The organism is Pseudomonas sp. GW456-E7, from assembly GCF_059424105.1.
In genome coordinates, this window is sequence record NZ_JBWKZB010000062.1 from 1 (window position 1) to 18231 (window position 18231).

Genomic DNA, 18231 nt, shown 5'->3' on the forward strand with positions numbered 1-18231 from the left:
GAGCAAGCCCGCTCCCACAGTGGATCTCCAGTGAACACAAAGCCTGTGTATGGCCGGGATCAAAAAATGTGGGAGCGAGCTTGCTCGCGATGAGGCCCGACGGCGAATACAAAATGCTCAGTGCCGCACCGGCTCATCCACCGGCAAATGCAGCACTTCGCGCACCAGCATGGCGATGCTGGTCACGCCCATCTTTTCCTTGATCTTGGTGCGGTGCACGTCAACGGTCTTCACGCTGATGTTCAGTTCCCGCGCGATCACCTTGCTGGCCTTGCCATCGATCACCAGCATCAACACTTCCCGCTCACGGCTGGTCAGCAACGCCAGTTTGCCCTGCAGGTTCTGACGCTGTTGCTGATCGGCCTGGGCGTGCACGGCGGTCTTCAGCGCGGCCTGGATGCGGTCGATCATCTGCTGCGGGTTGTAGGGCTTCTCGACGAAGTCCAGCGCGCCATTCTTCATCGCCGTGACCGACATCGGAATGTCGCCATGGGCCGAGACGAAGATGGTCGGCAAGGTACTGCCACGCTGGTTGAGGATTTCCTGCAACTGGAAACCACTGGTCTCCGGCATGCGCACGTCGAGCACCAGGCAGGCGGGCTGCCTGGGGTCGTACTGGCTGAGGAACTCTTCGGCGCCGGCAAAGCACTGCGCCTGCACGCTGACCGACTCCAGCAACCAGGCCAGGGAAGTGCGCAGGTCCTTGTCGTCGTCAACGATATAAACAATCGGTTTGCGGGTTTCCATCGGGGGCTGCCACGAAAGTTTTCTAATTATTGTTTTCGCACGCGAACGCGCGGCACGCATCGGCTCGTCTTTCTGGAGCCTGTAAGCAGAATACCCACTGTGGCCGGCCCTTGCGATAAAGAAACCACCTAGTCGACTAGCGGAAACCCAACCCCGCCATGGGGATCGTCAGAATGGTTGTGCCGCGCCCGCAGCCTTAGTCTTGTTCCATCACCTACGGGCCGCAAGATGGCGGTCCTCCTGAAGGAAGGGGCATCTACATGGCCGACCTGAGCCAGCAGCAAATCGACTTTCGCAACGCCATGGCGCAGCTGCCTGCGGCGGTGAACATCATCACCACCAACGGCCCCGGCGGGCGCTGCGGCATCACCGCCAGCGCTGTGTGCTCGGTGACCGACTCGCCGCCCACCGTGCTGGTGTGCGTCAACCGCAACAGCGCCACCCACGACGTGTTCCGCACCAACGGCCACCTGTGCGTCAACGTGCTGTGCGGCGAGCAGGAAGAACTGGCCCGACACTTCGCCGGCATGACCCAGGTGCCGATGGCCGAACGTTTCGCCTGGGACCTGTGGGACGACGGCGCGGCCGACGTGCCGGTACTGCGCGATGCCCTGGTGCAGCTCGAAGGGCGCATCAGCGAGTGCAAGGAAGTGGGCTCGCACTCGGTAATGTTCGTGGAGCTGACGAAGGTCGGCGTGCGCGAACCGCGCGACAGCCTGGTGTATTTCAACCGCTTGTTCCATCGCCTGGAACATGCCGGCGCGCATTGCTGATAGACCGCGTTATCGTTCAATCGCGAGCAAGCTCGCTCCCACAGTGGATTTGAGTCGAACACAGATGTTGCGTTCGCTGAAAGTCCCTGTGGGAGCGAGCTTGCTCGCGATGGCGGTGCCAGTTTGGAATGCTTGTTTAACGGCTGTAGGAGTAACTTCCTGCAAGCTACAAGACCTTGCGGCATTGCCTACAGCTACGCCAGAATCCGCCGGCTTGTGCGCCTTGAGGTCCATCGGTAACTTGATTCGCGTCACTGATTTCCAGTGATCGGGTTTAGCAGCCCGTGGTATTTGAAGATCGTACGAGTGTCCGTCAGGCAGGTATTCCATACCTGCAGTTGATGGCAGCTGTGCGCAGGGCGCCCTCGGGCGCGCCGGCTTTCTTCATTTCCCCGGTCTGCTAACCTGCGTACAGCCGCCACCCCTCGTTTAGCAGCGACGACGTGGCAGCATCACAACGGAAATGAAAGTCATGCTCAAGGTTACACCTGATCCACCAGACAACGATTCCTGCCCCAACCCGGCCCTGCACATCATGGCCACCCCGCACAAACCCTCCACACTGTTCACCATCAACCCCGACATCGACACCGAAACCCTGCTGGCCCACGCCTGCGAATCGCTGGCCTCGGCGAGTGTCATGGCCAATGACCTGGCGGGCTTCCTGGAAGGCACGCACCGCAACACCCTGCTGGGCATCGCGCAAGTGATCATGCTGGGGGAGTTGGCGGTGAATCGGGCTTTGGATCAGGTCGATCGGCCCGGCTAACCACTGAACACTGTGGGAGCGGCGGTGCGGCGATCCGACTTGCTCGCGGTGTGTCAGTCAACATTGATGTTGGAAGTGATGGCCTCTTCGCGAGCAAGCTCGCTCCCACAGGTTTAGTGGGTGTACGCAGTATTTGTGGACTACCGAATCTACTGTGGGAGCGGGCTTGCCCGCGAAAGCGGTAGTTCAGCCACCGATGATGTTGGCTGTGCCGGCCTCTTCGCGAGCAAGCTCGCTCCTACAGGGTTGACGGTATGGCGCTAATGACCGTCGACAAGACGCGGCAACCCCAAGGGATTGCCCTCGCGCAAAACCTCCGGCAACAAGGCATCGGGAAACCCCTGGTAAGCCACCGGGCGCAGGAAGCGTTCGATGGCGGTCATGCCCACCGAGGTGAAGCGACTGTCCGAGGTGGCCGGAAACGGTCCGCCATGCACGGTGGCAAAACACACTTCCTGCGGATGGGCGAAGGCGTTGACCACGATGCGCCCGGTGCGTCGCTCCAGGGTTGGCAGCAGGCGACGGGCCAGTGGCAGGTCGTCCTGTTCAAGGTGCAGGGTCGCGCTGAGTTGCCCCTTGAAGGAGCGCGCTACCCGCAACAGCTCTGCTTCATCCCGGACCTTCACCAGCAGCGCGGACGGGCCGAATACCTCCTGGGAAAGCGCCGGCTCGGCGAGAAAATGTTCGCCATCGACTTCGAACAGCGCCGAACGGCCATCGACTTCAGCGGTGGCGCTCGAGCCCACGGCGACGAGGAGGGCGCCGGCGTTTTCCAGGGTGCGCAGCCCGTTCAGATAGGCCCCATGGATGCCCGGTGTCAGCATCGTGCGCGCCGGCGCTGCGCTCACGCCTTGGCTCATGGCGTGGCGCAGTGCTGCAAACCCAGCGCCCTCGACGGCCAGCAGAATCGCCGGCTTGAGGCAGGCTTGCCCGACGTTGACCAGCATGCGCTCGACAAAGCCATCGCCAATCGCCGCGCCGCGTTCGGCGAGTGCCCGGGGCAGAATGAAGGTCGGGTTGACGCTGGTCATCTCGGCGAAGACCGGAATCGGCTCGGGACGCAATTGCGCGCGCCGATACAGCGCCATGCCACCCTGTTCGGAACCGGTGAAGGTCACGGCCTTGATCAGCGGATGATCGACCAGCGCTTCGCCGATGGCATTGCCGCTGCCACGTACCATGGAGAACACGCCTTCGGGCAATCCGCAGTCTTGCACCGCCTGGCGGATCGCCCGGGCCTGGATTTCCGAGGCGCCGGGATGCGCGTTGTGCGCCTTGAGAATGACGGTCGATCCCGCCGCCAGCGCCGACGCGGTGTCGCCACCGGCCACCGAATAGGCGATGGGGAAGTTGCTCGCACCGAAAATCGCCACCGGGCCGATGGCGATTTTTTGCAGGCGATGATCCATGCGCGGGCGTGGCTGGCGCTCCGGTTGCGCCGGGTCGATGGCCAGTTGCAGGAAACGCCCCTTGCGCACCACATCGGCGAACTGGCGGAACTGGGTGGCCGCCTTGATGGCCTCGCCTTCCAGTTGCGCCTCGGGCACGCCGGTTTCCAGGGCGGCCCGTGCCGCCAGCGCCGTGCGAACGCGGTCGAGGTTGTCGGCGATGCGTTCGAGAAACGCCGCCCGCACGGCGAGCGAGGTATGGCTGTACACATCGAATGCTTCATCGGCCAGGGTCGCCGCCCGGTCGACATCGGCCACGCTACCCAGCGCGAATGCCGGCTCAATCGGCTGGTTGGTCGCGGGATTGAGCGCCTTAAGAGTGCCTTCGCTGGCGCTGACTTCACGGGCGCCGATCAGCAGGTTGCCGGTCAACTGCATCACGCACCTGCCTGTGCCAGAGCGGCAACCAGTTCATCGGTGGTCAGGATGGCGTGGGCGAAGGTCGGGCCATTCAGCTCATGGGCCGAATGCATCATCTCCGGCTTGAAGGCCGCGGTCGCGTCCCGTACCAGGGTGACGTGATAGCCGAGTTCCTGAGCGTAACGGGCGGTGGCCTCGATGCAGGTGTTGGCCAGCAGGCCGACGATGATCACGTGGGTGATACCCTTTTGCGTGAGGCGAAAATCCAGGTCGGTATTGGCAAAGCCGCTGGAACCCCAATGTTCCTGAACGATGATGTCGCCGTCCTGCGGCGCGAAGTCGGGGTGCCATTCGCCGCCCCATTCCCCGCGTGCGAAGTGGTGCATGTGCATGATCTTGCACTGGGTGGGGCTTGGGTGATCCCAGTTTTCGTAGTCGCCTTTTTCCCAGCGGTGGTGCGGTACGATGACCACCGGAATGCCGAGCCCGCGAACGGTGCGATCAAGCGTGCGCAGGTTGTCGAGCAGGCCGACGCCCTTGGCAATGGGCTCGATCAAGGGGTAGATCTTTCCGCCTTCCGACAGGAAATCGTTGTAGGGGTCGACCAGCAGGTAGGCCGTCCGATCAAGAGGGTAGGTGGCATTGGACATGGCGGTGCTCCGCAAGATAATCCGTGGATGATGAAGTGTAGTTGCCAGCAATTCACGTAGATATGATAATCATAGTAACTAGGCAAGAGGCAATACCGCATGTCGGTGAAAGCAACCGTTTCTGAAACCCTGTGCCCGATTTCCCGGGCCGAAGCCGTCGTGGGCGACCGCTGGACGGTGCTGGTCCTGCGTGAGTTGTTCATGGGCAGTCATCGCTTCGATGAAATCCAGGCGCAGACCGGCGGTACGCCGCAAATGGTCGCGGCGCGCTTGAAGAGCATGGAGGCCGACGGGCTCCTGGAGCGACGTGCCTACAGCGAACGGCCCAAACGCTACGAATATCACCTCACGGAAAAGGGCGATGCGTTCTACTCGGTGGTGCTGGCGCTGCGGGCCTGGGGCGAAACCTGGTGCAAATCGCCCGGGGAAGGTTTGGCGGTGGTCTATACCCACCGCAGTTGCGGCGAGCCCGCCGGCCTCGGTCCGCTGTGCGCCCATTGCGGGCAGCCCTTGCGCCGCGCCGACCTGATCAGTGAACCGAGTGCCGCCTATGTCGCCGAACGCAGCGCCCGGCGCGAAGCGTTCAAGGCCTAGCGGCGGGTTTGTATCGGCAGGTATCCGCAACGCCCGCCGTTACCCGGGCATACAAAACCGGGGTTTCCAGACACCCTGGCGATACACGGCGGCCTTCAAATGCAACCACCGGCACCGTGTCATTTTCGGCGCGGCTGGCCAGGGTTCAACTGGAGGAAAGGCAATGTTGCGTATCAACACCCGTCACACCATCGGCAAGCTGGGCATTGCCCTGGCCGCCGCAGGGCTTGCGACCTTCGCGAGCTTCTCTCAAGCCCAGGAAACACAGGCGGCCCCGGCGATGAAAAGCTGGCAGCAGGGCCTGCATCGCACCGATCTGGTACGCGAAGACCTCGGCGCCGCCGATCGCGAAGTCACTCAGGTGCTCGTGGACTTCGACCCGGGCGTGACATCACCCAAACACGCTCACCCTGGCGTAGAAGTGGCGCACGTGATCAGCGGCACCTTCGAGTATCAGCTGGAAGGGCGGGCACCGGTGACGCTCAAGGCCGGTGATTCGTTGTACATCCCCGAAGGCGTCGCCCATGTGGCGAAGAACGTCGGCCAGGACAAGGCCTCGGAGCTGGCCACCTACATCGCCAGGAAAGGCCAGCCGCTGCTGATCCTCAAGGAGTAGATGAACTGTGGGAGCGAGCTTGCTCGCGATGGTCTCGAGAGCGCTGTGTTTAACCAGGAAACACGCGTTATCGTTAACGACCATCGCGAGCAAGCTCGCTCCCACAACAACAACAACGATTGCGGTGTTCAGTAAGCCTGGCCTGACCGGTATCAAGACGTCAGGCCAGGCTTTTCTGCGTCGGTCAAACCAGATTGATCTCGACGTCGATGTTACCGCGAGTCGCTTTGGAATACGGGCAAGTCTGATGCGCCAGTTCCACCACGCTGCGTGCGATGGCCGGGTCCAGGCCCGGCAGGCTGACATTCAGGCGGGCTTGAAGGAAGAAAGCGTTTTCGGACTTGCCCAGATCGATTTCGGCATCCACCGCAACATCACTCGGCAAGGCCACTTTCAGCGCGACGCACGCCTTGCCCATCGCCCCGATGAAACAGGCCGACCAACCCGCCGCCAGCAGTTGCTCAGGATTGGTGCCGGCACCCGAACCTCCGGGAGGCGAAAGCTTGATGTCCAGGCGTCCATCGGTGCTGCGCGCCTGACCGTCGCGGCCGCCGGTGGTGTGGGTCTTGCCGGTGTACAGCACGGTATCGATTGCATTGATCATGGTGGTATTTCCTGTCAGTGGGTCGCGGGAATGCTCGGAAAACCTGCGCTTTCCGATGCGCGCCCACTTTTTCATTTCCATGTACTGCTCATATGTCCTGAACCTGGGAGATGTGTATTGCTGTGTAAGGTGGCCGGGGGGACATACAGTTCGATACAAACCGCTGGAATGCGTGTGGCGCCTGAGTTTATTGACTGCAAACCTCCCACACACAACCGCGCAGCCAGCGATGGGCCGGGTCGGCGTCCATGCGCGGGTGCCACAGCATCGACACCGTGATCGCCGGCGTGGGGAAGGGCAAGGCAAAGCAATGCATGCCCTGGCACAGGTTGCCGACGTGCCGCTGCGGTACGCTGGCGACCAGGTCTGAAGCCCGCGCCAAGGCAATCGCGGACGAAAAACCGGCGACAATGCTGATGATCTCCCGCTTCAACCCCAACTCATTCAAGGCATCGTCCATGACACCTTTTTCATGGCCCCGGCGTGAAACCAGGATGTGCCGAGCCTCGGCATAACGCACCGGTGTGACTTCACCTTGAGCCAGTGGATGGCCCTCGCGCACGACGCCAATGAAGCGGTCGCGAAACAGCATCCGGGTCCGCACTTCCGGGCTGGTGGATTCGCCGATCACGCCGGTCTCCAGGTCAACCGAACCGTCGCGCAGCAGGGTGCTGTCCTTGTTCAGCTTCTGCACGAAATTCAGGCGGACACCGGGCGCCTCGCGGTGGATGCGGGCGATCAGTGGCGCGCCGAAATTTTCCACGAAGCCGTCGCTGGTGCGCAGGGTGAAGGTGCGTGCCAGTTGAGCGAGATCGAGCGCCTCGGCGGGGCGCAGGACGGCTTCGGCGTCCTGTACCAGCACGCCGACGCGCTCACGCAACTCCAGCGCCCGGGGCGTGGGAACCAGTCCGCGCCCGGCCCGCACCAGCAACGGATCGCCCGTGGTTTCGCGCAACCGCGCCAGCGCCCGGCTCATGGCGGACGGGCTCAGGCGCAATCGCTGCGCGGCGCGGGCCACGCTGCCTTCCTCCAGTAACACGTTCAGGGTGATCAGCAGATTCAGGTCGGGCATGGAATGGGTTCCTGTGGGAGCGGGCTTGCTCGCGAAGGGGCCATCAGCCTCAACATCAATGTTGGCTGACACACCGCTTTCGCGAGCAAGCCCGCTCCCACACTGGGTTGTGGGTGGGTAGCGTCTGGTGCATGTATTCAGTGCAAACGCTGCGTCTTCCGCCATGTTATGGCTGGGCTTAGGCTCGGGACAACCTGTTTGCGGAGTCGCGAGAAAATGAAGTCCATATCGATTCGAGGCGCGCTGGCCAGCCTGTCGCTGTCCATGCTGCTGTCATCCCTGGGCACGAGCATTGCCAATGTCGGTTTGCCGACACTGGCCGCCGCGTTTTCGGCTTCTTTCCAGCAAGTGCAATGGGTGGTGCTCGCTTACCTGCTGGCGATCACGGCGCTGATCGTCAGTGTCGGGCGACTCGGCGACATTGTTGGCCGTCGGCGTTTGTTGTTGATCGGGATGGCAGTGTTTACCGCCGCTTCAGTCCTGTGCGCCGTCTCATCCGGTCTCGGGTGGCTGATTGCCGCCCGGGCCCTGCAGGGCATCGGCGCGGCCATCATGATGGCGTTGACCCTGGCGCTGGTGAGTGGGGCGGTGCCCAAGGAAAAACTGGGCAGTGCGATGGGCCTGCTCGGCACGATGTCGGCGATCGGCACCTCGCTCGGCCCGACTCTCGGCGGATTTCTGATTGCCAATTTCGGGTGGCAGGCGATTTTTCTGCTCAATGTGCCCTTGGGTGTTTTGGCGATGGGGCTCGCGCAGCGTTTTCTGCCGAAAGATGGCCCTGAGAAAAGGGCGGATCGGGCGGGTTTCGACGTCCTCGGCACCCTGGTACTGGTCCTGACCCTGCTGGCCTATGCGCTGGCGATGACCCTCGGGCGCGGCAGTTTTGCGCCGCTGAACCTGGCACTGCTGCTGGTGGCCGTGGTGGGGGCGGGCGTGTTTGTGTTCGTCGAGCGCAGCGCCGAGTCGCCGCTGGTTCGACTGACGATGTTCCGCAATGTGCAACTGAGCGCAGGTTTCGCCATGAGCCTGCTGGTGACGACCGTGGTCATGGCCACCCTGGTGGTGGGGCCGTTTTATCTCACCGGAGCACTGGCACTGAATGCAGCGAGCGTTGGCCTGGTGATGTCGACGGGGCCGCTGGTCGCCGCACTGGTCGGGGTCCCGGTGGGTCGATGGGTCGACAGCTTGGGCGCACATCGATCCGGCACGCTCGGATTGCTGGCCATGCTGACCGGCGCTTGCATCCTGCCCGCCGTGCCGACGAACTTCGGCGCGCTCGGCTACATCGTGCCCCTGGCGGTCATGACCGCCGGTTATGCGCTGTTCCAGGCGGCCAACAATACCGCCGTGCTGGCGGACATCACGCCGCAAGAGCGCGGCGTGGTCTCCGGTCTGCTCGGGTTGTCGCGCAATCTGGGCTTGATCACCGGCGCTGGCGTGATGGGCGCCGTGTTCGCCTTCGGCACCGCCAGCCACGATGTTTTGCAGGCACCACCTGAGGCCATCGCGCAGGGGATGCGCTTGACGTTTGCGGTCGCGGCGGGGCTGATCTGCATCGCCCTGGCGATTGGCGCGGTCAGCAAAATCGTTTCACGTCGCCTGATCGCGTCGTGTTGAAAAACGGCGCGACTGTCGTGAAAACGACCTGTTTGCGCTGAACGCGAAGCCTTGTGAGTTTTCTGTTGAACGAGTGTTCAGTCTGGACTATGTTGAGGGCCACCTTCCCCCGGCTGGTTGCGGGCTTGCGTTTCTTCAATTCGAACGAGGCACTGGCATGCGGTTTTCACCCTTTGTAGAGCGGATCAGTGGCCAAGGCGTTGCCGCCTGGGATATTCACTACGCGGCCAACGCGGCACAGCGCAAAGGCGAGGACGTGATCATCCTCAGCGTCGGCGACCCGGATTTCCCCACCCCGGATTTCATCACCGATGCCGCCATCCACGCCTTGCGCGAAGGGGATACCCACTACACCGAAATCGCCGGCCGCCAGGCCTTGCGCGAAGCCATCGCCGGCCGCTACAGCCGGTTGATCGACCGCGAACTGCAGGCGTCGAACATCATTCTCACCGCCGGTGCGCAGAACGCCTTGTTCGCCACCTCGATGTGCCTGCTCGGTGCCGGCGACGAAGTGATCGCCCTCGACCCGATGTACGTCACCTACGAAGCCACGCTCAAGGCGTCCGGCGCCACGCTGGTGCGGGTGCCCTGTGCGGCGGATTCGGGTTTCCGCCTCGATGCCGCCGTGTTGGCCAAGGCCATCACCCCGCGCACCCGGGCGATTTTCTTCTCCAACCCGAACAACCCCACCGGTGTGGTACTGGGTCGCGAAGAGCTGCAAGCCATTGCCGATCTCGCCATCGCCCATGACCTGTGGGTGGTGGTGGACGAGGTCTACGAGAGCCTCGCCTACGAGCGCGAACACCTGAGCCTGGCGGCGTTGCCGGGCATGGCCGAGCGCTGCGTGGTGATTGGCAGCCTGTCGAAATCCCATGCCATGACCGGTTGGCGCATCGGCTGGGTCGTGGCTAACGAAGCCCTGGTCAACCATGTCGAAACCCTGGTGCTGAGCATGCTGTACGGCTTGCCCGGTTTCGTCATGGAAGCGGCGCTCAAGGCCGTGCAGTCCCATGATGAAGTCACCCACGGCATGCGCGAGATCTATCGCCGGCGCCGCGATCTGGTGGTGTCCGGCCTGGCCGATTGCCCGGGCATCAGCGTGCTCAACTCCGATGCCGGCATGTTCGTGCTGGTGGACGTGCGCGGCACCGGCCTGACCTCGCTGGAATTCGCCTGGCGCCTGCTGCGCGAAGCCGGTGTCTCGGTGCTGGATGCGGCGGCATTCGGTGAACCGGCCCAGGGTTTTGTCCGGCTCTCGTTCACCCTCAGCGAAGAACGACTGGCCCAGGCCTGTCAGCGTATTCGCGGCTTTGTCCAGGTGCTCAACGGCGAAGCGCCGAGGCCGGTGATCGGTACGGTGACCAGTACCGCAACCGTCGAACCGGCCGCGGCCAGGACCATGATCGAGGTCGATCGCCTGCACAAACGCTTCGGCAATATCGAAGTGCTCAAGGGCGTATCCCTGACCGCCCGCGAGGGCGAGGTGATCTCCCTGATCGGTGCCAGCGGCTCGGGCAAAAGTACCTTGCTGCGCTGCATCAACATGCTCGAAGTGCCGGACCAGGGCCGCATCCTGGTCGATGGCGAAAGCATTCACCTCAACCAGAATCGCCCCGGTGCACCGCTGGTGTCGGACGCCAAACAGCTGGTGCGCATCAGGTCGAGCCTGGGCATGGTGTTCCAGAACTTCAACCTCTGGCCCCATCGCACGGTGCTGGAAAACCTCATCGAAGCGCCGACCCAGGTCCTGCGTGAAAGCCGTGCGGAGGCCACCGAACGGGCCGAAGCCCTGCTCGAACGCGTCGGGCTTGCGGCCAAGCGCAACGAGTACCCGGCGTTTCTCTCCGGGGGACAGCAACAACGGGTGGCCATCGCCCGGGCCCTGGCCATGCGGCCCAAGGTCATGCTGTTCGATGAACCCACCTCGGCACTCGACCCGGAACTGGTCGGGGAAGTGCTGCGGGTGATCCGCTCCCTCGCCGAAGAAGGCCGGACCATGATCCTGGTGACTCATGAAATGGCTTTTGCACGCGATGTCTCTTCCAAAGTCGCCTTCCTGCATCAAGGGCTGATCGAGGAAACCGGTTCGCCGGACGAAGTGTTCGTACACCCACGCAGCGAGCGTTGCCGGCAATTCGTCAACGCTCATCAGACTCGCTAACTCATCATAAAAAGACGGGAAAACAACATGGGAAATCGACGTTTTGCAAACTGGTTGACCGGTGCAGCCTGCGTACTGCTGGCCGGCATGAGTGCGGCTCAGGCACAGCCCATCCGTTTCGCGGTGGCCGCCGAACCCTATCCGCCGTACACCGAAAAGCAGGCCAACGGTGAGTGGAAGGGCTTTGAAGTCGACCTGATCCACAAGCTGTGCAGTGAAATGAAAGCCGATTGCGAGATCAAGGAAGTGGCGTGGGACGGCATCATTCCGTCGCTGCTGGCGAAGAAGATCGACGTGATCTTTTCTTCGATGTCGGTGACCGAAGAACGGGAAAAACAGATCGCCTTCAGCAAGGCCTACTACGATTCGGCGATTGCCGTCGTCGGCCCGAAAGAGACGTCGGTGAAGAAGTACCCGGATGACCTCAAGGGCAAGATCATCGGCGTGCAGAACTCGACCGTGAGCGCCAGCTACCTGAAGACCTACTACGAAAAGATCGCCGACGTTAAGTACTACGACACCCAGGACTCGGCCAACGCCGACCTGATTGCCGGGCGCATCGACCTGATGATGGCCGACGGCACCGCCATGGCTTCGTTCGTCAAGACCCCGGATGCCAAGGACCTGGCCTACCTCGGCACCGTGCCCTATGACCCGATCTTCGGCAAAGGCGTAGGCGCCGGCCTGCGCAAGGACGACACCGAACTCAAGGCCAGACTCGACAAGGCCATCCAGGAATTGCTGGCGAGCAAGGACTACGACGAGCTGTCCCAGAGCTACTTCGGCACCAGCGTGAAGCCGGCGTTCTGATGTCGGGCTAAACGCAAGTCCTGAGGAAAAGCAGATCCCTGTGGGAGCGAGCTTGCTCGCGATAGCGGTGGTTCAGTCAGCATTGATATTGACTGGCATGGCCTCATCGCGAGCAAGCTCGCTCCCACAGAATCCGGCGGTGTGTTCATGACCGCATACTGGAGACTGAAATGCCGGCAATGTTCGATCTGATCAATTTCACCGAACAGGGATGGGGCAGTGCGCTGTTGAAGGGGCTCTGGATGACCCTGCAGATTTCCGCCGGGGCCTTTGTGCTCGGGCTGGCCATCGGGCTGGTGGTGGCGTGCCTCAAGCTCGGCGCGCCAAAGCCGATTGCCGCGCTGATGCGCGGCTACACCACCTTGTTCCGCGCAGTGCCCGAGTTGCTGCTGATTCTGTTGCTGTACTACGTCGGCTCCATGCTTCTCAACTCGCTGATGACCAAACTCGGCTACGGCGTGGTGAATGTCAGCGGTCCGCTGGCGGCCATCGTCGTGCTGGGGCTGGTGCAGGGCGCCTACGCCTCGGAGATTTTCCGCGCGGCGATCCAGGCGATTCCCTTCGGCCAGATCGAAGCGGCCAAGGCGTTCGGCCTCAATGGTTTCGGTCTGTTCCGCCGGGTCACGCTGCCGATCATGGCGCCTTACGCCATGGCCGGGATGGCCAACCTGTGGATCAACCTGATCAAGGACAGCGCGCTGATCAGCGTGGTCGGCACCAACGAGCTGCTGTACACCGCCAAGCAAGGCGCGGGTTCGACGCGCCACTACCTGTTGTTCTACCTCACGGCTGCCGCGCTGTACTACGCGGTGACCTTGGTGTCGAACTATCTTTCGGGACGGTTGGAGCGACGCATTCGTCGCTGGATGCCTCTTGTTGACTGAACCGGCAGAGAGAATGAAATGATTCCAGCGTGGATAGTTGAATACGGGGCGCTGTTGGGCCGGGGGCTGCAAACCACCCTCATCATTCTGTTGGTCTCCAGTGTGTTCGGTTACCTGCTGGCGGTGCTGGTGGCGCTGGCGCGGATCTCGAAAAACAAGGTGATCGCCAAGGTCAGCCTGTTCTACACCAGCGTCACGCGCGGCACGCCGTTGCTGATCCAGATCTACATCTACTACTACGGGCTGGGCAGCCTGTTTGCCCAGTTCCCGCTGATTCGCGGCAGCTTCCTCTGGCCTTACCTGCGCGATGGCTACTGGTACATCGTGTTCGCCCTGGTGGTGTCGATGGGGGCCTATGTCGGCGAAGTGATTCGCGGTGGCCTGCTGGCGGTGCCCAAGGGCGAGATGGAGGCCGCGTCGGCCTTTGGCATGACCGCGCGCCAGTCGTTGCTGCGGGTGCGCTTGCCCCGGGCCCTGCGTCTGCTGTTGCCGACCCTGGCGGGGGAAACCGTGATGCTGCTCAAGTCCACGGCACTGGCCTCGACCATCGCTGTGATCGACCTGCTCGGCGCCGCCAACGTGGTCCGCGCGCAAACCCTGCAAGTGTACGAACCCCTGTTGCTGGTGGCCGGTGTCTACGTCTGCCTGACCTTCCTGATCGAAGCGCTGTTTGCCTTCGCCGAGCGGCGCGGAACGCCCGTGCGCAGGTCCGCCTGATGAGTTCGTCCAACGTCGACCGCTCGCTGCAGGGCATTGGCCTGTGCACTCTGGGCTATGCATTCCTGTCGTTGCAGGATGCAGTCATCAAGTGGCTGGTGGCCGACTATTCGGTGGTCACCATTCTGTTCTGGCGCGCCGCCGTGGTGGTCGTGGCCGTGCTGCTGGCGGGGCGTTCGCGCGTTATCCAGCGGGCCTGGCATTCACCGAGCCGGCGCCTGCTGGTGGTGCGCGGCTTGCTGTCGATAGTGGCCTGGGTGCTGTACTACACGGCGGCCCGGGACCTGACCCTGGCCGAGATGACCACCCTGTATTTTTCCGCGCCGATCATGGTCACGGTGCTGGCGGCGGTGATTCTCAAGGAGCGCGCCAGCGGCTGGCAGTGGTTCAGCCTGATCGTCGGATTCGTCGGGGTGGTCATTGCCTGTCGCCCCGACCACATGACCGAGCCGTTGCCCATCGTCCTGACCCTGCTAGCGGCGATGTGCTGGGCGTTCACCTACATCCAGCTGCGTCAGGTAGATGACCAGACCTCCGTGCTGGAACAGATGCTGATCACCAACGTGGTGTTTGTGATGTGCATGGCGGTGGCCCTGCCGTGGACTTACACACCCTCGCCGACACCGGCCTGGCTGGGCATGCTCGGCGCCGGGCTGGTGGGCGGCATCGGCCAGTTCCTGCTGTTCGCCAGTTTCCGCCGCGCCACCGCGACCTTGCTCGCACCGTTCGAATACACCGGCTTGATCTGGGCGTTTGCCCTGTCGAGCCTGGTCTGGGGCACGCTGATGGACACGTCACTGATGATCGGCGCCGGGTTGATCGCGGTCAGTGGCACCCTGGCGATGATCTTCGGCCGGCACACGTCACAGGACGTCGTCGGTGCTGAATGCTCCGTGACGCAGCCCCTTTATCCAGCAACGGCAGATATGCAGTCCGTTGGCGGCGCTGAAGGTCTCGGGGTTCAGGCACCACTCGAGCCAGAGACCGTCGAGCATCGCCGATAGGCCGATGGCGGCCAGGCGCGTGTCGTGAATCACGAAGCCTTCGCTGGCCGCCAGGCCGTCGAGCAACTGGCGGATCAGATCGAGGTAGGCGCGGTAGCTTTTTTCGTGGGACTGGCTGACGTGTTCGGAGTGACGGATCAGGCTCCAGAACACCACCCACACGCCGAGCAGTTTCGGGTCCATGACCCTGGGCGAGAACGAGCCTTCGAGAAAGGCATCGATCTTCTGCGCAGGTGTCTGTGCCTGTTCGATTTCCTGGAGCAGGGCAGTGGTCAACTCGCTCGCAAGCCGCTGGTAGGTGTCGGCGATCAGTGCCTCGATGCTGCCGAAGTGATGGTTGAGCAAACCCACGGACACCCCGGCTTCGGTGGCGATGCGCCGCACGGATATCCCGGCGTGACCGTCGCGGCCCAGGCAGCGCAGGGTGGCCGCCACCAGCATTTCGCGGCGGTCTTCGGGTTCGGCGCGACGGTTTTTCGGGGCATCGGTTGTCACAAGGCTGTCCCTGGATGAGCTTTCACGTTGTCGAGCTTAGTTGAACGTCTGTTCAATCACCAGCCTCGACAGCCGCGATACAGCGTTTTTCAACGGTCATGACGGGAGGGAAAACCAATGCCGCAGGATATTTCGTTCAGTGTCAGCAACAACAACGGCGATGCCGTACGGGTCGGTGCCTGGCGCTATGCCGGCGATGGCAGCGGGCCGAACGTGCACCTGCAGGCCGGGGTGCATGCCGATGAAATCGCCGGGATGCTGGTCCTGCATGTGCTGATGCAACGGCTACAGATCGCCGAAGCCCAGGGCCGGCTCAAAGGCCAGGTGACCGTGGTGCCACAAGCCAATCCACTGGGCATCGGCCAGTTTCGCCAGGGCCGGATACTCGGGCGTTACCACGACGCGACCGGGCACAACTTCAATCGCGCGTTCGACCAGTCGGCGGCCATGGCGCGACCCTCGACCTGCGTCCAGCAATGGCAAAAAAAACTGGTACATCTGGCCGCCCCGGCCGACGTGATGCTCGACCTGCACACCGATGACGAAGCCCTGCCGTACCTCTACGTGCACCGCAGTTTCTGGCCCCGCGGCCGCGAACTGGCGGCGGCGATGAAGATGGACGTGGCGATCATCTGGGATGACGGCGGCGACGGTTCCTTCGAAGAAACCATCATCGCCCCGTGGCTGCGGGACGGAGTCACAGCAGGGCGCATGGCCGCGACCCTGGAACTGCGCGGGCAGGGCGACGTCAACGACCGATTCGCCGAGTCGGATGCCGAAGGGTTGTACCACTGGCTGTGCGCGTTCGGCGTCATCGATGAGCCCGTGGCGCCGGCGGACTGGCCTGTCGAGGCCGTGGAAATGGGCCACATGGAAACCCTCATCGCCCCGCAACCCGGCGTGCTGATCTTCGAAAAAGAGCTGGGGGATTTCGTCGAAGAAGGGCAGCGCTTTGCCCGGATCCTCAGAACCCCGGGTGACCCGACTTCCGAAGTGGTGCTGCATGCCGAACAAGCAGGGCGCCTGGTCACGCGCTATCGCGACCGACTGATCGCCCAGGGCATGGGCGTAGCAAAATTCACCGGCAGCCGGGTGTCGCGTCACTGGAGCGGCGGGTTGCTCGACCCGAACTAGCCAACATCAAACACGCAACCCCTGTGGCGAGGGAGCTTGCTCCCGTTGGACTGCGCAGCAGGCCCTGCTTTTCAGGTGAAGAGCTGGGGGCCGCTACGCGGCCCAGCGGGAGCAAGCTCCCTCGCCACAGACCGGCGTGTCTAATCACGCGGATCAATCTGATCCAACACCCGATTCGCCGTAATCTCCGCCAGCATCACACTATTGGAAATCCCCAACAGGGCATTGCGCGACCCACCATCCAGATGATCCACCAACTGATGCACCATCACATCGACCGAGGCCAGCGTCTCGACCAGATACACCATCAGCGTTTCGGTATCGACCTCGGGGTCGACGGTAAACAGAGTGCAAGGCGTGCGCGGTGTGGCCTTGATGTCGGCGGAGGAGGGGACGTGGAAGGCGGATTCGGCGGCTTCTTTGAGCCTGGTTGAATCGGGTTCGCAGGGGGATGTCGGATCGGTGTCCGGCGGGTTGGGGGTGACCTTGAACATGGCAACTCTCCGTCTACGAGTTAAAGCTGCACCATTCGGTTCCAAGCGAAAGGTGGCAGCTGTACGCAGGTTGGAACCCGGGGTTAACGGAACCCGGCAGACCCGAAGGTCTCCCACGCACAGCCGCCATAACGGAGTACACGCTCAAAAGCATGCAAGCATTGTTATGAAGGGCGTCATGCGCCGTTTACTCATCAGGGTTCCAAGCCTGATCGCTGAATTGGCAGCGACGCGGGCACGATAGAACCTGGACCTAGGGCGCACAAGCCGGCGGATTCTGGCGTACCCGTAGGCAACGACGCAAGGTCTTGTAGCCCGCCGGAAATACCCTACAACCTTTTTAAACAAGCGCTCTTTGGCGATGTCGAGCAAACCCCACGCAAGCAAAAAACATCCCCGGCCAACTGAATACCAGCTTTCGTGTATCGCTGTGTATCAGCGCACGAAATCCGACTACAACCCTACAAAACCCACTCATCACGGATACAGCCCGGATACACCACTGGGGCCAAATAGACCTGCCAAAGCGAGAAGCACAACGCAGCTCGCAACCAGGTTCATCAACCCTTGTGGTACGACCCATAGTGGTCCCGCCACGTCATTGATCCGGAGTATCAACATGTCTCGTATCCAGTCGAACAAAACCCGTATTGGCCTGATCGCTGTAGCACTGGTCGGCGGTATCAACTTCGCGTCCTCGGCGTTTTCCGCCGAAGCCTTGCCCCAGGGCTATCAACTGGCCTCCGCCGAGAAGACCAGCGAAGGCAAGTGTGGCGAAGGCAAGTGCGGTGCCAGCGAAGCCAGCGCCCAAAAGACCCAGGCCGAAGGCAAGTGCGGTGAAGGCAAGTGCGGCGATGCGTCCTTCGCCCGCACCGACGCCGACCATGACGGCCGCGTCTCGCTCAAGGAACTGCTGGCCGTGGCACCCAAGGGCACAGAGGAATTCAAAGCGATGGACGCCAACGGCGACGGCTTCCTGTCCGAGGGTGAGGTGTACAAGTTCCGCACCAACCAGTACACCTCCAATGGCAAGAAAGTGCCGACTGAGTTGTTTACCAAGTTGAGTCAGGCTAAAGAGTGATCAGCCGCTAACAAAAAAACCTTCCTGCGTTGATGCGCAGGAGGGTTTTTTTGTGTGGGCAGTACTGGATTGGTCGTCAGACGGGAAATTGCACTGCACTTGACCACCCGTTTACATTTGACCTGACCAGTTATTTGTATTCGTTCTGACGATCGATTGCGTCGGATTTAACCAGCAGGCTTTGTAGCTCATGACCGGCAG

18 protein-coding genes and 1 pseudogene are annotated in these 18231 nt (G+C 62.3%); 12 read left to right on the top strand and 7 right to left on the bottom strand.

The genetic code is table 11. The features are described 5' to 3' along the window. Positions 1 to 117: 117 nt before the first annotated feature. Entirely contained in the window at positions 118 to 747 is a 630-nt protein-coding gene (locus AC07YV_RS26900; protein WP_007978139.1) for a response regulator transcription factor, read from the bottom strand. Positions 748 to 1007: 260 nt separating this feature from the next. On the opposite strand from AC07YV_RS26900, the gene hpaC reads away from it, so the two are divergent. Both hpaC and AC07YV_RS26910 read left to right on the top strand, forming a co-directional pair. Next, a complete protein-coding gene (gene hpaC / locus AC07YV_RS26905; protein WP_008002569.1) occupies positions 1008 to 1520 on the top strand; it encodes a 4-hydroxyphenylacetate 3-monooxygenase, reductase component in 513 nt (170 codons plus the stop codon). Between the two features lie 472 nt (positions 1521 to 1992). After that, the gene (locus AC07YV_RS26910; protein ID WP_102702228.1) at positions 1993 to 2289 is read left to right on the top strand and encodes a DUF6124 family protein; all 297 of its coding nucleotides are present in this window, start codon (positions 1993 to 1995) and stop codon (positions 2287 to 2289) included. A gap of 260 nt (positions 2290 to 2549) precedes the next feature. Here the strand turns inward: AC07YV_RS26910 and AC07YV_RS26915 are convergent, their stop codons facing one another. Together AC07YV_RS26915 and AC07YV_RS26920 are read right to left on the bottom strand one after the other, a co-directional pair. Beyond that, the gene (locus AC07YV_RS26915) at positions 2550 to 4115 is read right to left on the bottom strand and encodes an aldehyde dehydrogenase (NADP(+)) (RefSeq protein ID WP_102702229.1); all 1566 of its coding nucleotides are present in this window, start codon (positions 4113 to 4115) and stop codon (positions 2550 to 2552) included. Next, positions 4115 to 4747, bottom strand: coding sequence for a cysteine hydrolase family protein (locus AC07YV_RS26920; protein ID WP_102702230.1), 633 nt, complete (start codon positions 4745 to 4747; stop codon positions 4115 to 4117). Before AC07YV_RS26920 ends, AC07YV_RS26915 begins: the two co-directional genes overlap by 1 nt. A 99-nt stretch (positions 4748 to 4846) precedes the next feature. Here AC07YV_RS26920 and AC07YV_RS26925 point away from each other — a divergent pair, with 99 nt between their 5' ends. Together AC07YV_RS26925 and AC07YV_RS26930 are read left to right on the top strand one after the other, a co-directional pair. Beyond that, positions 4847 to 5341 carry a winged helix-turn-helix transcriptional regulator gene (locus AC07YV_RS26925; protein ID WP_007977772.1) on the top strand — a complete coding sequence of 165 codons (495 nt, stop codon included), beginning with the start codon at positions 4847 to 4849 and terminating at the stop codon, positions 5339 to 5341. A 163-nt stretch (positions 5342 to 5504) separates the two neighbouring features. Next, positions 5505 to 5957: a cupin domain-containing protein gene (locus AC07YV_RS26930; RefSeq protein WP_102702231.1), complete on the top strand. Its 453-nt coding sequence runs from the start codon at positions 5505 to 5507 to the stop codon at positions 5955 to 5957. A 184-nt stretch (positions 5958 to 6141) separates the two neighbouring features. On the opposite strand, the gene AC07YV_RS26935 is transcribed toward AC07YV_RS26930, so the two are convergent. Together AC07YV_RS26935 and AC07YV_RS26940 are read right to left on the bottom strand one after the other, a co-directional pair. Continuing rightward, positions 6142 to 6561 (bottom strand): organic hydroperoxide resistance protein, encoded by a 420-nt coding sequence (locus tag AC07YV_RS26935; RefSeq protein ID WP_007977775.1) that lies wholly within the window; start codon positions 6559 to 6561, stop codon positions 6142 to 6144. 187 nt (positions 6562 to 6748) lie between these two features. After that, on the bottom strand, positions 6749 to 7633 hold the full coding sequence (locus AC07YV_RS26940) for a LysR family transcriptional regulator (RefSeq protein ID WP_102702232.1): 885 nt from the start codon (positions 7631 to 7633) through the stop codon (positions 6749 to 6751). 216 nt (positions 7634 to 7849) lie between these two features. On the opposite strand from AC07YV_RS26940, the gene AC07YV_RS26945 reads away from it, so the two are divergent. From AC07YV_RS26945 to AC07YV_RS26970, 6 genes are all read left to right on the top strand, one after another. After that, positions 7850 to 9250 (top strand): MFS transporter, encoded by a 1401-nt coding sequence (locus tag AC07YV_RS26945; RefSeq protein WP_102702233.1) that lies wholly within the window; start codon positions 7850 to 7852, stop codon positions 9248 to 9250. Positions 9251 to 9407: 157 nt separating this feature from the next. Then, positions 9408 to 11411 (top strand): aminotransferase class I/II-fold pyridoxal phosphate-dependent enzyme, encoded by a 2004-nt coding sequence (locus AC07YV_RS26950; protein ID WP_102702234.1) that lies wholly within the window; start codon positions 9408 to 9410, stop codon positions 11409 to 11411. Positions 11412 to 11438: 27 nt separating this feature from the next. Next, positions 11439 to 12221: a transporter substrate-binding domain-containing protein gene (locus AC07YV_RS26955; protein ID WP_102702235.1), complete on the top strand. Its 783-nt coding sequence runs from the start codon at positions 11439 to 11441 to the stop codon at positions 12219 to 12221. Positions 12222 to 12391: 170 nt separating this feature from the next. Next, entirely contained in the window at positions 12392 to 13105 is a 714-nt protein-coding gene (locus AC07YV_RS26960; RefSeq protein ID WP_102702236.1) for an ABC transporter permease, read from the top strand. A gap of 18 nt (positions 13106 to 13123) precedes the next feature. Then, positions 13124 to 13822, top strand: coding sequence for an ABC transporter permease subunit (locus tag AC07YV_RS26965; RefSeq protein WP_015095644.1), 699 nt, complete (start codon positions 13124 to 13126; stop codon positions 13820 to 13822). Next, positions 13822 to 14826 (top strand): DMT family transporter, encoded by a 1005-nt coding sequence (locus AC07YV_RS26970; RefSeq protein ID WP_102702237.1) that lies wholly within the window; start codon positions 13822 to 13824, stop codon positions 14824 to 14826. Before AC07YV_RS26965 ends, AC07YV_RS26970 begins: the two co-directional genes overlap by 1 nt. Here AC07YV_RS26970 and AC07YV_RS26975 read toward each other — a convergent pair. Continuing rightward, a pseudogene (locus AC07YV_RS26975) lies at positions 14782 to 15267 on the bottom strand (TetR family transcriptional regulator C-terminal domain-containing protein); the annotation flags it as partial. The gene AC07YV_RS26970 and the pseudogene AC07YV_RS26975 overlap by 45 nt on opposite strands. Positions 15268 to 15438: 171 nt before the next feature. Here AC07YV_RS26975 and AC07YV_RS26980 point away from each other — a divergent pair. Then, positions 15439 to 16455: a M14 family metallopeptidase gene (locus AC07YV_RS26980; protein WP_102702238.1), complete on the top strand. Its 1017-nt coding sequence runs from the start codon at positions 15439 to 15441 to the stop codon at positions 16453 to 16455. 140 nt (positions 16456 to 16595) lie between these two features. Here AC07YV_RS26980 and AC07YV_RS26985 read toward each other — a convergent pair whose 3' ends face one another. Next, entirely contained in the window at positions 16596 to 16949 is a 354-nt protein-coding gene (locus tag AC07YV_RS26985) for a DUF6124 family protein (protein WP_102702239.1), read from the bottom strand. A gap of 619 nt (positions 16950 to 17568) precedes the next feature. Between AC07YV_RS26985 and AC07YV_RS26990 the strand changes: the two genes are divergently transcribed. Further along, entirely contained in the window at positions 17569 to 18030 is a 462-nt protein-coding gene (locus AC07YV_RS26990; protein ID WP_007977797.1) for an HvfA family oxazolone/thioamide-modified RiPP metallophore, read from the top strand. Positions 18031 to 18231: the final 201 nt, after the last annotated feature.

What these genes read in the sequence shown, in the direction of transcription:
- AC07YV_RS26900 (WP_007978139.1), bottom strand. Translation starts at nt 747, where the DNA reads ATGGAAACCCGCAAACCGATTGTTTATATCGTTGACGACGACAAGGAC.
- hpaC (WP_008002569.1), top strand. Translation starts at nt 1,008, where the DNA reads ATGGCCGACCTGAGCCAGCAGCAAATCGACTTTCGCAACGCCATGGCG.
- AC07YV_RS26910 (WP_102702228.1), top strand. Translation starts at nt 1,993, where the DNA reads ATGCTCAAGGTTACACCTGATCCACCAGACAACGATTCCTGCCCCAAC.
- AC07YV_RS26915 (WP_102702229.1), bottom strand. Translation starts at nt 4,115, where the DNA reads ATGCAGTTGACCGGCAACCTGCTGATCGGCGCCCGTGAAGTCAGCGCC.
- AC07YV_RS26920 (WP_102702230.1), bottom strand. Translation starts at nt 4,747, where the DNA reads ATGTCCAATGCCACCTACCCTCTTGATCGGACGGCCTACCTGCTGGTC.
- AC07YV_RS26925 (WP_007977772.1), top strand. Translation starts at nt 4,847, where the DNA reads ATGTCGGTGAAAGCAACCGTTTCTGAAACCCTGTGCCCGATTTCCCGG.
- AC07YV_RS26930 (WP_102702231.1), top strand. Translation starts at nt 5,505, where the DNA reads ATGTTGCGTATCAACACCCGTCACACCATCGGCAAGCTGGGCATTGCC.
- AC07YV_RS26935 (WP_007977775.1), bottom strand. Translation starts at nt 6,561, where the DNA reads ATGATCAATGCAATCGATACCGTGCTGTACACCGGCAAGACCCACACC.
- AC07YV_RS26940 (WP_102702232.1), bottom strand. Translation starts at nt 7,633, where the DNA reads ATGCCCGACCTGAATCTGCTGATCACCCTGAACGTGTTACTGGAGGAA.
- AC07YV_RS26945 (WP_102702233.1), top strand. Translation starts at nt 7,850, where the DNA reads ATGAAGTCCATATCGATTCGAGGCGCGCTGGCCAGCCTGTCGCTGTCC.
- AC07YV_RS26950 (WP_102702234.1), top strand. Translation starts at nt 9,408, where the DNA reads ATGCGGTTTTCACCCTTTGTAGAGCGGATCAGTGGCCAAGGCGTTGCC.
- AC07YV_RS26955 (WP_102702235.1), top strand. Translation starts at nt 11,439, where the DNA reads ATGGGAAATCGACGTTTTGCAAACTGGTTGACCGGTGCAGCCTGCGTA.
- AC07YV_RS26960 (WP_102702236.1), top strand. Translation starts at nt 12,392, where the DNA reads ATGCCGGCAATGTTCGATCTGATCAATTTCACCGAACAGGGATGGGGC.
- AC07YV_RS26965 (WP_015095644.1), top strand. Translation starts at nt 13,124, where the DNA reads ATGATTCCAGCGTGGATAGTTGAATACGGGGCGCTGTTGGGCCGGGGG.
- AC07YV_RS26970 (WP_102702237.1), top strand. Translation starts at nt 13,822, where the DNA reads ATGAGTTCGTCCAACGTCGACCGCTCGCTGCAGGGCATTGGCCTGTGC.
- AC07YV_RS26980 (WP_102702238.1), top strand. Translation starts at nt 15,439, where the DNA reads ATGCCGCAGGATATTTCGTTCAGTGTCAGCAACAACAACGGCGATGCC.
- AC07YV_RS26985 (WP_102702239.1), bottom strand. Translation starts at nt 16,949, where the DNA reads ATGTTCAAGGTCACCCCCAACCCGCCGGACACCGATCCGACATCCCCC.
- AC07YV_RS26990 (WP_007977797.1), top strand. Translation starts at nt 17,569, where the DNA reads ATGTCTCGTATCCAGTCGAACAAAACCCGTATTGGCCTGATCGCTGTA.